The sequence below is a fragment of the Rhizobium sp. NPDC092011 genome (assembly GCF_044756305.1).
GTDB lineage: Bacteria > Pseudomonadota > Alphaproteobacteria > Rhizobiales > Rhizobiaceae > Rhizobium.
Window position 1 is genome coordinate 357277 of record NZ_JBIVSO010000004.1, and the last position, 13502, is coordinate 370778.

12 protein-coding genes are annotated in these 13502 nt (G+C 60.5%); 6 read left to right on the forward strand and 6 right to left on the reverse strand.

Going from position 1 to position 13502, the window contains the following annotated elements; all coding sequences use genetic code 11:
* Positions 1–35: 35 nt before the first annotated feature.
* Positions 36–770: a TetR/AcrR family transcriptional regulator gene (locus tag ACIQJ2_RS19995; protein WP_400670826.1), complete on the reverse strand. Its 735-nt coding sequence runs from the start codon at positions 768–770 to the stop codon at positions 36–38.
* 180 nt (positions 771–950) lie between these two features.
* On the opposite strand from ACIQJ2_RS19995, the gene ACIQJ2_RS20000 reads away from it, so the two are divergent.
* From ACIQJ2_RS20000 to ACIQJ2_RS20025, 6 genes are all read left to right on the forward strand, one after another.
* On the forward strand, positions 951–2237 hold the full coding sequence (locus ACIQJ2_RS20000; protein ID WP_400670828.1) for an ABC transporter substrate-binding protein: 1287 nt from the start codon (positions 951–953) through the stop codon (positions 2235–2237).
* A gap of 37 nt (positions 2238–2274) precedes the next feature.
* Positions 2275–3210: a carbohydrate ABC transporter permease gene (locus ACIQJ2_RS20005; protein WP_400671257.1), complete on the forward strand. Its 936-nt coding sequence runs from the start codon at positions 2275–2277 to the stop codon at positions 3208–3210.
* A complete protein-coding gene (locus tag ACIQJ2_RS20010; RefSeq protein WP_400746572.1) occupies positions 3203–4087 on the forward strand; it encodes a carbohydrate ABC transporter permease in 885 nt (294 codons plus the stop codon). Before ACIQJ2_RS20005 ends, ACIQJ2_RS20010 begins: the two co-directional genes overlap by 8 nt.
* Before the next feature lie 73 nt (positions 4088–4160).
* On the forward strand, positions 4161–5186 hold the full coding sequence (locus tag ACIQJ2_RS20015; RefSeq protein WP_400670835.1) for a Gfo/Idh/MocA family protein: 1026 nt from the start codon (positions 4161–4163) through the stop codon (positions 5184–5186).
* Positions 5187–5193: 7 nt separating this feature from the next.
* Positions 5194–6264: a Gfo/Idh/MocA family protein gene (locus ACIQJ2_RS20020; RefSeq protein ID WP_199146460.1), complete on the forward strand. Its 1071-nt coding sequence runs from the start codon at positions 5194–5196 to the stop codon at positions 6262–6264.
* Positions 6265–6308: 44 nt separating this feature from the next.
* Complete coding sequence (locus ACIQJ2_RS20025; protein WP_400671260.1) at positions 6309–7388, forward strand: ABC transporter ATP-binding protein; 1080 nt, start codon at positions 6309–6311, stop codon at positions 7386–7388.
* Positions 7389–7409: 21 nt separating this feature from the next.
* Here ACIQJ2_RS20025 and ACIQJ2_RS20030 read toward each other — a convergent pair whose 3' ends face one another.
* From ACIQJ2_RS20030 to ACIQJ2_RS20050, 5 genes are all read right to left on the reverse strand, one after another.
* Positions 7410–9878 carry a glycoside hydrolase family 2 protein gene (locus ACIQJ2_RS20030; protein ID WP_400670838.1) on the reverse strand — a complete coding sequence of 823 codons (2469 nt, stop codon included), beginning with the start codon at positions 9876–9878 and terminating at the stop codon, positions 7410–7412.
* A gap of 77 nt (positions 9879–9955) precedes the next feature.
* Positions 9956–10915: a DUF1839 family protein gene (locus ACIQJ2_RS20035; RefSeq protein WP_400670840.1), complete on the reverse strand. Its 960-nt coding sequence runs from the start codon at positions 10913–10915 to the stop codon at positions 9956–9958.
* Between the two features lie 8 nt (positions 10916–10923).
* Positions 10924–11832: an amino acid--[acyl-carrier-protein] ligase gene (locus ACIQJ2_RS20040; protein WP_400670842.1), complete on the reverse strand. Its 909-nt coding sequence runs from the start codon at positions 11830–11832 to the stop codon at positions 10924–10926.
* 5 nt (positions 11833–11837) lie between these two features.
* A complete protein-coding gene (locus ACIQJ2_RS20045; RefSeq protein ID WP_400670845.1) occupies positions 11838–13031 on the reverse strand; it encodes an acyl-CoA dehydrogenase family protein in 1194 nt (397 codons plus the stop codon).
* Entirely contained in the window at positions 13031–13282 is a 252-nt protein-coding gene (locus ACIQJ2_RS20050; protein ID WP_069611561.1) for an acyl carrier protein, read from the reverse strand. Before ACIQJ2_RS20050 ends, ACIQJ2_RS20045 begins: the two co-directional genes overlap by 1 nt.
* Positions 13283–13502: the final 220 nt, after the last annotated feature.

Here is a 13502-nt window from a genome sequence, read left to right on the forward strand (position 1 = left end):
TATGGTTACAAGATCGCGCGTTACCTCCGGCCTTGTCAATCGTCTTTTGAAAATTTTCCGGAACGCCCCGCATCTGCGGCCTTGGGGAGCTGGATCGAAGCAAGCGTGACCGCGACAATATGCTCGCCCCAGGCATTCAGCGCCTCCTGCGATGTCAGCTTGCGCGCGAAAATCGTCGATAGCGTGTGACGGTTCGACAGATAGAAGAAGCCGAGTGCGGCAATGGTAAGATAGACGGAAATCGGGTCGACGGCCGGCCGGAAAATACCGAGCGCCTCCCCACGGCGCAGCACATCGGCAAGCTCGTCGATCAGATGCGAATGCATGATCGAAACCTTTTCCGACCGCTGCAGATAGCGCGCATGATGCAGATTTTCCGTCGCAAGCAGGCTTAGAAACTCTGGATGCGCAAGAAAATGCCGCCAGGTGAACAGGGCAAGTTCCCGCATTCCCTCCTCGGGGTGGCGGCGCGCGAGATCGAGCTGTTTTTCAGCATTGCGGATCGTCGCATAAGTCGCTTCCAGCACGGCGAGATAGAGGCCCTCTTTATCTCCGAAATAATGATAGAGCATCCGCTTGTTGGTCTGCGCCCGTGCCGCGATCGCATCTACTCGAGCGCCACCGAAACCATGGGCCGCAAATTCTTCCGTCGCCGCCTCCAGGATTGCAGCCTGGGTGCGCTGCGGATTGCGCGAGAGCCGCTTCTCCGCAACCTTGCCGGCGCTCACTTTCGCTTTATTTTCAGCCTGTTGTCTCGCCCTGCCCGCCATGGACGATCTCCTTTCGGGCCGATGCCTTTTGCGATTGACGCAGCCGGCGCCGGCATGCCCGTTTCGATTGTGATGCGATTGACGCTTGACAGCGGTCGCGTTTCTATCCAACTTGTAACCAAATAGTTATATCATGCAAAGCAGTTCGTAAATCATCGGTTCGCTGGGGAGGAGACCAGGATGACGTTGACGATCGACCGCCGGCAGTTGCTTGCCAGTATGGCAGCGACGCTTGCCTTCAGTAGTTTGGGACTTTCCCGCGCCAATGCGGCAACAGCGATGCGCCTTCTTTGGTGGGGTTCAAAGGAGCGTGCCGACCGGACTTTTGCAGCGGTGAAGGCCTATCAGGCCAAAAACCCAGACATCACCATCGCCGGCGAATCCTTCGGCTGGGACAGCTACTGGACGCGCCTTGCGACGCAGACGGGTGGCGGCAACGCGCCTGATCTCATCCAGATGGATTATCGCTACATCTTCGAATATGCCCGCCGCGGCGCGTTGCTCGACATGACGCCCTATCTTGGCAAGAGCCTCAGAATAGAAGATTTCGGCGCCGCCAACATCGATTCCGGCAAGGTCGACAACAAGATCTATGGCGTCAGCCTCGGCGTGAATTCCTTCATGGTCGTCGTCAACTCGGCCGCATGGGCCGAAGCCGGCGTCGAGCCGCCGCATGACGCCATGACATGGGAGCAGATCGGCGATGCCTGCACCAAGGTGACGTCAGCCAAGAAGCGGCGCGGATTCTATGGCACTGGCGATGCGAGCGGCAACGAACCGGCTTTCGAATGCTGGCTGCGCCAGCGCGGCAAGGCGCTCTATACGGCAGACGGCAAGCTTGCCTTCGAAGCTAAGGACGCAGCCGACTGGTTCGATTTATGGGGCCATATGCGCAAAAGCGGCGCCTGCGTGCCGGCAGACGTCCAGGCACTCGATCAGCTGACCCTCGAAACCGACATGCTCGTGACCAAGAAGGCGGCGATCAGCTACGCTCATTCCAATCAGTTCGTGGCCATTCAGGGCCTGGTCAAGGAAAAGCTCGAGATCGTCTCCTATCCGGTCGCAGGCCCGGACAGCAAACCTGGCCAATATCTGAAGCCGTCGATGCTGATGTCTGTTTCGGCTACCTCGCCGAACAAGGATGCCGCCGTCGCCTTCGTCAATTATCTGGTGGAGGATCCGGAGGGCACCAAGACACTTGGCCTCGAGCGCGGCGTTCCGCCGTCGCCAAAGATCCGCGATCTTCTGACGCCGGATCTGGATCCCGTCAGCAAGCAGGTCGTCGATTATATTGGCCGGCTAACGCCGCATGTCGGAGCGCTACCGCCGTCTCCGCCGAACGGCGCGGGCGAGAATTCATTCCTGCTGAAGAAGATCGCCGAGGAAGTGGCTTTCGGCAAAACCAGCGCGCAGGACGCTGGCGCCAAGTTCACCGAACAGGCAGCAGCAAACATTACGCGAGGCTGATACCGTGGGTACAAACAGCAAGAGCGTTGCCGGCGGCTTGGCCGTCGGTGCGCGCGCGCCGTTGCGCGTGGAAACCGCCTACAAGGCGCCGGGCGCTTTCGCGCGCAACGCGCCTGGATACCTCTTTCTCCTGCCGTGGTTCATCGGCTTCTTCGGCTTGACGCTGGGGCCGGCAATTGCCTCGCTCTACCTTTCTTTCACCGATTACAATCTGCTGCAGTCACCAAACCTTGTGGGACTGGACAACTATGTCCGCATCGCCACCGCAGACGACAAATTCCTGTCGTCGCTGAAGGTGACGCTGTTCTATGTCGTCTGTTCCGTGCCACTGAAGCTGGCCTTTGCGCTGCTCGTCGCGCTGCTGCTGAACCGCGGCATCAAGGGCCTGCCGGTCTATCGCGCCATCTTTTACCTGCCGTCGCTGCTCGGCTCCAGCGTCGCGATCGCCGTGCTCTGGCGGCAGATCTTCGACGCCGACGGCATCGTCAACACGCTGCTCTGGTATGTTTTCGGCATCAACGGCCCGAGCTGGATCTCCAATCCGGACTATTCGCTCTACACGCTTGTGATCCTTGCCATCTGGCAGTTCGGCTCGCCGATGATCATCTTCCTGGCCGGCCTGCGCCAGATCCCGACTGATCTCTATGAGGCCGCGAGCCTCGACGGCGCCTCGAAAGTGCGGATCTTCTTCAAGATCACCCTGCCGCTTTTGACGCCGGTGATCTTCTTCAACGCCGTGGTCCAGACGATCGATGCCTTCAAAGCCTTCACACCGGCCTATGTGATTTCCTCCGGCACCGGCGGACCAATCGATTCGACGCTGTTCTACACGCTCTACCTCTACCAGGAAGCCTTCGGTTATTTCCGCATGGGTTATGCCGCCGCGCTCGCCTGGGTCCTGGTGATCATCATCGCCATCTTCACCACCTTCTCCTTCCTCTCCGCTCGTTATTGGGTTCATTACGATGACTGACGCGAAGCTCACCCATTTTGCCGAGGACATGAAGCCGCCGCGCGAGCGCCCGTGGTTCCTCTCCGCCCTCATCCACATCGCCCTTATCGCCGCATCGATCGTGATGCTCTATCCGCTGCTGTGGATGCTCTCCGGTTCGATCAAGGACCAGAACGAGATTTTCGGCACGGCATCGCTGATCCCAACCCAATTCGACTTCAGCGCCTATGCCCGTGGCTGGTTCGGCGGTCAGGTTACTTTCGGAACCTTCGTCTGGAATTCGGCCGTCATCGCCGTGCTTTCGGTCATCGGCAACGTCATTTCCTGCTCACTGGCGGCCTATGCCTTCGCCCGGCTGAGTTTCTGGGGCAAGAATTTCTGGTTCGCGCTGATGCTCGGCACGCTGATGCTGCCCTATCACGTCACGCTGATCCCGCAATATATCCTCTTCCTGAAACTCGGCTGGGTGAAGACCATGCTGCCGCTGGTCGTGCCGAAATTCCTTGCGGTCGACGCCTTCTTCATCTTCCTCATGGTGCAGTTCTTCCGCGGCATCCCGCGCGAGCTGGACGAGGCTGCCATGATGGACGGCTGCAGCGCATGGCGCATCTACTGGCGCATCATGCTGCCCCTGTCTCTGCCCGTTCTGGCGACGGCCGCCATCTTCTCGTTCATCTGGACCTGGGACGATTTCTTCGGGCCGCTGATCTACCTCTCCGACATCAATACCTACACGGTGCAGCTCGGCTTGCGGTCCTTCGTGGACTCCACCGGAAGCTCCGACTGGAGCAGCCTGTTCGCCATGTCGAGCCTGTCGCTGATCCCGGTCTTCCTGATCTTCCTCTTCTTCCAGAGGCTGCTGATCGACGGTATCGCCACGGCAGGTCTCAAACGCTGATACGAACCGCGCGGTCCCGAACTCCCAAGGCTTGGGACCGCATATTGAGAAACCCATTGAAAGGAAATGTCGCATGAGCGCGCTGCGCTTTGCCGCCATCGGCCTCAATCACGATCATATCTACGGCCAGGTCAACGTCATGCTGCGAGCCGGCGCGGAGCTGGTCGCCTTCCACGCCGAGGAAGACGACCTTGCCGCCGTCTTCGCCGGTCGCTTCCCGCAGGCGAAACGTGTCGCCGACAAGCGCGAAATCCTGGAGGACAACTCCATCGCGCTGATCGTCAGCGCCGCGATCTCCAGCGAAAGGTCAGGCCTTGCCATCGAGGCCATGCGCCACGGCAAGGACGTGATGCTCGACAAGCCCGGCATGGTGACGCTGGATCAGCTCGCAGACGTCCGAAAGGTGCAGGCCGAGACCAGGTGCATCGTCTCCATTCTCTATTCCGAGCATTTCGAGACGGCGTCGACCGTCAAGGCCGGCGAGCTGGTGAAATCAGGCGCCATCGGCAAGGTCATCCACACGACGGGCCTTGGGCCACACCGGCTGCGCAAGCCGACCCGGCCGGACTGGTTCTTCGACCGCAAGCGCTATGGCGGCATCATCACCGACATCGCCTCGCATCAATGCGAACAGTTTCTGTTCTTCGCCGATTCGCTCGAAGCCGAGGTGCTGTCGGCTACGGTTTCCAACCGGGCTAATCCTGACACCCCCGGCCTGCAGGACTATGGCGATTTCCACCTGCGCACGCCCGATGTCACAGGCTATGTCCGCGTCGACTGGTTCACGCCGGATGGTCTTTCCACCTGGGGCGACGGCCGCCTCTTCATCGTCGGCACCGAGGGGACGATCGAGCTGCGCAAATATATCGACGTTGCCGGTCGGCCCGGCACCGATCACCTCTTCCTCACCGATCGTAAAGGCATGCAGCATATCGACTGCACCGGCTTCGACTTGCCCTATGGCCGCCAGCTTGCCGCCGACATAAGGGACCGCACCGAAACGGCGATGGGCCAGGAACATTGCTTCAAGGCGATGGAACTGGCGCTGAAGGCGCAGGCGCTCGCCGAAGCGACGTCGCTCAAGAACATTCAGAGGTAATTGCGTTATGTCCGACATCAAGAAAGTCGCGATCATCGGCCTCGGTATCGGCCGCTCCCACATTACCGAAGGCTATCTGCCGCATTCAGATCGCTACGAAGTTGCCGTCCTCTGCGATCTCAACGAGGAACGCCTGAATGCCGTCGGCGACGAATTCGGCATAGAGAAACGCGTCAAGGATTTCTCCGAAGTCCTCAACATGCCCGATATCGACATTATCGACATCTGCACCCCGCCCGGCTCGCATTTCCAGCTGATCATGCAGGCGCTATCAGCCGGAAAGCATGTGGTCTGCGAGAAGCCGCTGGTGGGATCGCTCGCCGATGTCGATGCCGTCATCGCAGCCGAGAAGACCTCCAAGGGGCGGCTGATGCCGATCTTCCAGTATCGCTACGGCGACGGCATCCAGAAGGCCAAGCGCATCATCGATGCAGGCATCGCCGGCAAGCCCTATGTCGCGACCTCCGAGACGCATTGGGTGCGCGGCGCCGACTATTATGCCGTCCCCTGGCGCGGCAAGTGGGAAACGGAACTCGGCGGCGTGCTGATGACGCATTCCATCCACCTGCACGACATGCTGACCTATTTGATGGGGCCGATCGCGGGCCTCTTCGGCCGCGTCGCCACCCGCGTCAACGATATCGAAGTCGAGGATTGTGCCAGCGCCAGCCTGCTGATGGAAAACGGCGCGCTCGCCACCATCAGCGCCACGCTCGGCTCGCAGGAACAGATCAGCCGTCTGCGCCTTGCCTTCGAAAACGTCCTGATCGAAAGCAATCACGAGCCCTATAGCCCCGGCCAGGATCCCTGGAAGATCGTTCCGGCCAATGACGAGATCGCAGCCAAGATCGATGCGTTGCTCGCCGACTGGTCACCGATCCCGATCCGCTTCAACACGCAGATGAAGCTCTTCCACGAGGCCCTGGTATCGGGCGGCCCGCTGCCGGTAACCACAGCAGATGCCCGTCAGGCCCTGGAACTGGTCACGGCACTTTATGAATCGTCTGAAACGCGCACCGAAGTCCGCTTCCCTGTCGGGCCGGAAAGCGCAAAATACAAAAGCTGGAGGCCGGCATGAACGTTGCGCCGCGAGCCATCAGAACCAACAAGGAGGAAGCGCCCATGGCGACGAGCGTATCGCTGCAGAAAGTTATCAAGCGCTATGGCGAGCTTCAGGTGGTTCACGGCATCGACCTGGAAATCGAGCCGGGAGAGTTCACCGTTTTCGTCGGCCCATCGGGCTGCGGCAAGTCCACGCTCCTGCGCATGATCGCCGGTCTTGAGCCGATTTCGGGCGGTGGGCTCTATCTCGACGGTAGCCGCATGAACGATGTCCCCGCCTCCAAGCGCGGCATCGCCATGGTCTTCCAGTCCTATGCGCTCTATCCGCATATGAGTGTCTACAAGAACCTCGCCTTCGGTCTTGAAACCGCCGGCATGAAGAAGCACGAGATCCAGCCGCGTGTCGAAAAGGCGGCCGAGGTGCTGCAAATCACCCAGTTGCTGCAGCGCAAGCCGAAGCAGCTCTCCGGTGGCCAGCGCCAGCGCGTCGCGATCGGCCGCGCCATCGTGCGCGAGCCCAACATCTTCCTCTTCGACGAGCCGCTGTCGAACCTCGATGCCGAACTGCGCGTGCAGATGCGCGTCGAGATCGCCCGCCTGCACCAGCGGCTCGGCAATACGATGATCTATGTTACGCACGATCAGACGGAAGCCATGACCATGGCCGACAAGATTGTCGTGCTCAACGGCGGCAAGATCGAGCAGGTCGGCGCTCCCCTTGACCTCTACAACAAGCCGAAGAACAAGTTCGTTGCCGGCTTCATCGGTTCGCCGAAAATGAATTTCCTCGAGGCGAAGATCGTCGGCTCCGACGACGGATCCGCCGTCATCGATCTCGCCGGCCAGACCGTTCGCCTGCCGCGTCGGCTGGGTGGCATCCAGCCGGGAGAAGCCGTGACCCTCGGCGCACGTCCCGAGCATCTCAATGTCGGCGATCGCGGTGTCGCTCTCGGCAGCGCGCGCGTCGATCTTGTGGAGCATCTGGGTGGTCAGACCATTCTCTATGCCACCTTGCACGGCGGCCAGACGCTGACGGTCGCGCTGGAGGATCAGCAGGCCATCCGCGCCGGAGAGATGGTCAACATCCGCATTGATCCGGAACGCTGCCATCTGTTCGGACCGGACGGTACGGCCTTGTAACCGCAACCGGCAGCGGATCGATCAGATCTCGATGACCCGCCGGCCGCCGATCGTGCGGACCTGGCCCATCGGAATGGCATCGGCCGGAACACCCTCGCGCCGGTGCAGCCGGAGCCGCCGGCTGCCGGGCGCAAGGTGGAACCAGTCATCCTCGGCCCGGTAGGCTTCCAGATCGATCTGAACCGATTGCGCCAGCCGATCCGTGCTTAGATCGAGGAACCAATCCTCGCCCTCCTGAACGGCCAATGCCGTGATCTCGGCATCATGAAACGCCTTCGTGCGGCCAAGCGGGAAGTAAAAAGCATGGGCGATCGTCGCGCCGGTCGCCGGCGCGGTCAGACGCGCCACGGCCACATCATGCGACGGCGGCCCGAAGCGGAAGGCATAGGTCGCATCGAAGAAAGCGCCGAAAAGATCCGTGCACGCTATCTTTTGCTTGCTGCGCGCTTCGAGGACCAGATCGCGACCACCGCCGACGACAACCTGACGGCCGTCGCGCAGGCAAGAAACCTCGACGGTCAGGTCGAGCGCCGCATCGCTTTCGTTGATGATATGCACGTCGAGACCATTCGTGCCCTCGTCCATCAATAGCACCTGCACGGGCCGGAAGGCACGGCGAAGCGCATACCAAACCGGCTTTGGCTCCCCGGTCGAGTCGATCACGCCCCAGCCGGCGCCGGGAAGCAGGTCCTGCAGCGTCCAGACGAGTGCTCCGTTGCAGCCGGAACCGTGCCGCCGCCACTCGGCATAGGTCTCCTCGGCGACTTCGCCGGTCACGGCTCGGGAAAGGTTGAGATAGAGATCAGGGTCTTCCCGCCGCAGGCGGTTGGGCTCAAAGCCGTAAAGCTCCTGAAGATAGTGATCGCGCACGTCCTCGAAATCCCAGGATGCGCCGCGATCTCGCGGCACACGCTCTTTCCATAGCGGGCTATGAACGGCGGGAACGGGCAGATGGCGCCCGAGCGTCCTTGATTGCGGCACATGCGCGAAAGCCAGGCTCTCCGCCGCGAAGCGCACATCAGCGCGACGCGCATCGGCGAGCGGCCGCATGTAGGCGCCGACGCCGTAATAATGTGTAACGCCAACATCCGAAGAAAACGGCATCGCGCCGCCGGAGGGCGAATTGGCGACATAAGGCACATCCGGCCGCAGCGACTGAACCAGCGGTGGGATGATCTCCTCGACAACAGGACTTTTCCAGAACTGTTCGGGCAGCCCCATCATCGCCGCCTGCTGGTGGATTTCGCTGCCGCCGCAAAGAACCGCCAGCGAGGGCGAGAGGCGCGAGCGGTTCAGAAACTGTGAAACCTCGGTCTCGACATGAATGTTGAAGGCCTTGTCGTTCTTTGGATAGTCGAAATTGGCGAACATGAAATCCTGCCAGACGAGCAGACCAAGTTCGTCGCAGAGGCGGAAGAATTCCGCCGTCTCATAGGCCATCGTGCCGCCGATGCGGATCATGTTCATGCCTGCCTCGACCGTAAGCCTTAGCCAGGGTTCGTAATCTTCGCGACCACCGGGCAACCGCGCAATATCGGCTGTCGTCCACACCGCACCTCGGCAGAAAATCCGCTCGCCATTGACGATCACAGCGAAATCCTGCCCGTCGGCACCGCGATCGACCGATAGCCGGCGAAAACCGGTCTGCCCAAGCGCATGCTGGACGCCATCGACGATGAGTGTGACATCGAAGAGCTGTGGCGCGCCATGCGTATGCGGCCACCAGGGCTTTACATCCGGAATTCTGAGGATCGCGGTATAACGGTCTGCCCCGTCTTTCTCGAAAGCCTGTTCGGCTTCTCCGCACCGCAGCACCAGATGTTCGACATCGCCTTCAATCGAAAGCGAAGCATAGAGCCTGCCTTCGCCGTTCTCGAGCAGATCCGGCCGCAGGGAAAGATCGCGGATGACGGGCGCGCTTGGTCGTAGAAGCCAAATCGGCCGCCAAGGACCAACGGCCTGAACCTCCGAGCACCAGCCGGGCATATGGCCGAGCAGCGTCGTGCGCACCATCCGCAAGCCTTGCGGCGTCATCATCTGCGGCCGCCAGCGGGCGCGCGGACCTGGCTCGGAAAGCCTTGGCTCCAGCGCGCGGAAGCATAGTGCCAGCTCATCGCCACCAAGCAAAGTGACGTCGACGTCATGGGCCTCGAACATGCTTTCGGACACAAGGATCTTCTGGCCGTTGAGGAAGACGTCGCAAAGCGTCGCCAGCCCTTCCAGCCGCAAAACCGCCTCGCCCGCCTCGGCATCCACCAGACGGCAGATGTACCAGGCATCTCGGTCGTTAAGGGGTAGAGGCTTCGTTCGATCGAAACGTCCGGCCTTTTCCAGTGCCTCCGCCACCGTGCCCGGCACCGGCGCGGGAATGAGCCCGGACATCATTGGTACATCGGACGGCGAGTTGCAGGCGCCTGCATCCGTCAACACCAGATTCCAACCTTCGCTCAGCCGCATTCCGCCGCCGAGATCCGCCAAGCGCCCGCCCATGACATCTTCCGAGGGATTACCCCCGCCCCAATATTTTCAGAAATGACCCATCCGCATCGCGATCGAACGGAAGCCGCTTACAGCTTCCGTTCGAGTTCGCTCATCATGGCATCCCATGCATCTGCGGCAGGATCAAGGGCTGTCCGCAGCGGCTCGAATTTCTTGCGCGTGATGGCGCGGGCAAGCTGGAACTGCACCGATTTCGCGATTTCGGAAATTTTGCGCGCCTCGCCGGCCGCATCGGACAAATCGGCCGAAAGCCAATCGAAGTGACTGCCGGCAAGCTCGAAATTGGCGCCGAGCTGACGCAGCGTGTTGAACGCATATTTATGGAAGAAGCCGAAGGGCCTTTCGGCGACCGCCTCTACCTGCGCCGGGAAAACCTCAGCAAAGGCTCGGATAGGATTGGCGTTCGGGCGACGGCGGAAATGGAACGACAGGATCTGCCGTGCGACCTGACGGATCGCGGCTTCGCCCGGCACTTTCTCAGGAAACTTGGCAAATTCCGTGTAAGGCAGGAAGGGCAGGTCCTCATCCGTCAGATGCAGCTGGAACAGACCGTCGAAATCCTCGCCCGACAGCTGAAAGAACCCACCATTGTGGAAGTAATCAAGCGTTCGGCCTTCCATGTCGAGCCGATTGATCGCCACCGTCGTCTTGCCGTGTTCGCGGCGATAGCCGATCCCTTGAGTATCCGGCATGAAGAAGGAATCCATCTCCACCAGGCAGAGCCGGCCGCGGCCGATCTGCGCGGCGACATGGTTCTCGACCTTGTCGTAGATCGCAAGCTCGGTGCAGCGCACACCGTAAAGAGCCTCCAGATCTTCCAGCGGCACCTTGAAGAAAGTGAATTGGTCGCCCTCGAAGTCCTGCGTCACCGTGAAGCCGAGCATGGCTTCAGGCGGCAGCTTCAGGCTCGAAAGCACTTCGATCCACAGATCGATATAGCAATTCGTCTCGGGCCACATGCGCTCGCTGTCGTGCAACGCATGTGGCCTATAGGCGGCGGGATTCAGTCCCTGAAACACTGAAACCATGGAAGCGATCAGCCCCACAGCGTCTTGCGCACGCTCTCGGGCCATTCCTTGACGTCGAGACCGTGGGAGTGGAAGAGCGCCAATGCAATGCGCTCCAGCCCGAAGCCAACGCAAGCCGTGTGCACGACACTGCCGTCAGCAAAGTTCAGGCCCCACTTCGTGCCGAAGGCATCCTGGTGATAGTTGAAGCTCATGCAGGCGGTCGGCTTGGCGACGGAGGTAATCGGGATCAGCAGCTCGAACTTGAGGTTCTGGTCGCGCTGGTTGTTGGCGAGCATCTTGCCGGCGCGGCCGAAGAACGGGTCGTTGGCGACGTCGATGGTCACGTCGAGGCCGACGGCTTTCATCATCTCGACACCGCGATCCATCCAGCTCTGGCGGAAATCCGTCACGTGCTTTTCGCTGCCCATGCAGACATATTCGCGCATGCGGAAGAGTTGCTGACGGGCAGGGTCCTTGGAAGGCTCGTGGCGGAAGCAATAGGACTGAAGGTCGTAGAGCGCGCCGTCTTCCGAAATGGCGCCGCGCTTGGCGACCGTCGGATAGAGCGGATAGCAGGCCGCCGGTGTCAGCACGATATCGGTCGCCTGCTGGTCTTTCGTCCAGTCGTCGCCGACTTCCATGCACTTCAACAGGCTCATATGATCGAGTTCGTTGCCGCAGAAGCTGTGCACCGTGCCGGCAAGCTGCGGGAAGCTCTTCATATAACCGCTGGTTTCGAAGAAAGCGCGGTTCATGCCGGGCGGAAAGCGGATGGCCTCGGCGCCATCGGCACCGCCGAACTTGTCGATCAGGCGTTCGAAAGCCGAAATGACGTCTTCGAACTGACCGCTGCGGCCGTAGAGGCCGTCAACGCCGGTATCGATCAAAAGACCAGAATCGAAAAGACGGTCGAGAAACGAGGATTGCATATCCATGGCGGTTACCCCAACAGGCTGGTGTCTTGTTTGTGGACGAGCAGCATCGTCGACGTATTGCCGAGGATGCGGTCGTTCGAGATCATCAATTGCGCCGAATGCGCGTCGCGCAGGTGGCGGCCGAGGCTGTAGGGCGTACCGTTCTTGTAGCCCATGATGCCGCAGATCAGCATCGCGTGGTTGATGATCGGCAGGATCATCTCGGATGATGCGATCTTGACGTTGTTCATCGCCACGGCAAAGGCCATCGACGACAGCCGATCCGCATCGAGCTTCGCCTCTTCATAGGCCTTCAGCCCGGCAACCACATTGGACTTCACCATCTGCAGCATGCTGGAGGCTTCGGCGAGACGCAGCGCGCCGGGCGGTGGCGCACCGGGAGACTTGCGGGCGGCGGCCCGCACGAACGCCTGCGCGCGGGAAACCGCATCGGCGGCTATGCCGTACCAGACGCCGCTCCAGAGCAGATGCGAGCTTGCCAGCATCGATTGCGCGGCAATCTCGGCAAACGGCTTCGGCAGGATCTGCGTGGCCGGAGCCTCACCCTTGAAGAGGAAGCCGTCGGAGCAGGTGCCGCGCATGCCGAGCGTGTTCCACTCGACTGTGCGCTTGATCTCGTACTGATCTCTAAGGAAGCAGGTCAGCACCTGGTCGGAAGACGCAGCGTCAGCATGGCTGCGCGAGGTGATCAGGATAGCATCGGCATGCGCGCCATAGGAAATGACGGTCGCATCCTTCTCGAGATAGCAAGTATCGCCTTCGACCTTGATGGCGCAAATACTGTTGCGCAGGTTGCCACCGATCCCGCCTTCGGTCGTGGCCGAGGCCAGCAGCAGCTGTTCCCCAGCGATGCGGCGCATGAATTCGCGATGCCAGTCGCTGTCGGCGCCATGCTCGACCAGGCTCGAAAGCTTGATGTGGTGCATGGCGAAAACCATGGCGCTTGCCGCGCAGGCCTGACCGAGAATGGAGCACAGCTCAGCGATTTCGGTGATCGACGTACCCTCGCCGCCAAGCGCGACAGGGATCTGGATCGAAAGCAGCTTCTCGGCGCGCATCGCGTCGACGGCTTCACGCGGGAACCGGCCCTCGAGATCGACGGCATCGGCGTGCTGGCTGGCGATCGCTGCGACGCGGGCGGCGCGCACCGCCGCTCCCTCGCCCGTCCCAACCTCGAGTAAAGCGACCGCCACACTCATCACGCGACCTTTCTGCCGTCCAGGATCATGCCGACGGTTCTTTCGATCGCGGCGATGCTGGCAAAGGACTTGCGGTTCAGCAGGTTATCGGGAAACTCGATGTCGAATGCCTCTTCGATACCGAGCATCAACTGAACGGAAGCGAATGAGGACAATCCTGTCGCATAGAGATCGGCATCGTCTTCGATCTGATCGATAGCAACGGGAAGCGCACCGAACTTGGCCAGCAAATCGCGAATCGTCTTGTTCATAGTCTAGTCCCTTCTGGCAATTGCAAGCATAACCGTGGTTACGCAGTCTTATTTTCGCCAAGAAGTAACAGACAAAATAGAACATTCCGCTAATCGACGTGGTAAATACAACCAACTTATACTTTGCAGAACAATTCTATATTCATCATTTGTTTGATAAAAATTTACTAAACATAAACCATGCAAACTGCCGTCCGCACGCACATATTCAATAATCCCA

Bases quoted from the DNA above. Each gene is read 5' to 3' on its own strand.
- ACIQJ2_RS19995 (WP_400670826.1), bottom strand. From the start codon at position 770: ATGGCGGGCAGGGCGAGACAACAGGCTGAAAATAAAGCGAAAGTGAGC.
- ACIQJ2_RS20000 (WP_400670828.1), top strand. From the start codon at position 951: ATGACGTTGACGATCGACCGCCGGCAGTTGCTTGCCAGTATGGCAGCG.
- ACIQJ2_RS20010 (WP_400746572.1), top strand. From the start codon at position 3,203: ATGACTGACGCGAAGCTCACCCATTTTGCCGAGGACATGAAGCCGCCG.
- ACIQJ2_RS20015 (WP_400670835.1), top strand. From the start codon at position 4,161: ATGAGCGCGCTGCGCTTTGCCGCCATCGGCCTCAATCACGATCATATC.
- ACIQJ2_RS20020 (WP_199146460.1), top strand. From the start codon at position 5,194: ATGTCCGACATCAAGAAAGTCGCGATCATCGGCCTCGGTATCGGCCGC.
- ACIQJ2_RS20025 (WP_400671260.1), top strand. From the start codon at position 6,309: ATGGCGACGAGCGTATCGCTGCAGAAAGTTATCAAGCGCTATGGCGAG.
- ACIQJ2_RS20030 (WP_400670838.1), bottom strand. From the start codon at position 9,878: ATGGGCGGGCGCTTGGCGGATCTCGGCGGCGGAATGCGGCTGAGCGAA.
- ACIQJ2_RS20035 (WP_400670840.1), bottom strand. From the start codon at position 10,915: ATGGTTTCAGTGTTTCAGGGACTGAATCCCGCCGCCTATAGGCCACAT.
- ACIQJ2_RS20040 (WP_400670842.1), bottom strand. From the start codon at position 11,832: ATGGATATGCAATCCTCGTTTCTCGACCGTCTTTTCGATTCTGGTCTT.
- ACIQJ2_RS20045 (WP_400670845.1), bottom strand. From the start codon at position 13,031: ATGAGTGTGGCGGTCGCTTTACTCGAGGTTGGGACGGGCGAGGGAGCG.
- ACIQJ2_RS20050 (WP_069611561.1), bottom strand. From the start codon at position 13,282: ATGAACAAGACGATTCGCGATTTGCTGGCCAAGTTCGGTGCGCTTCCC.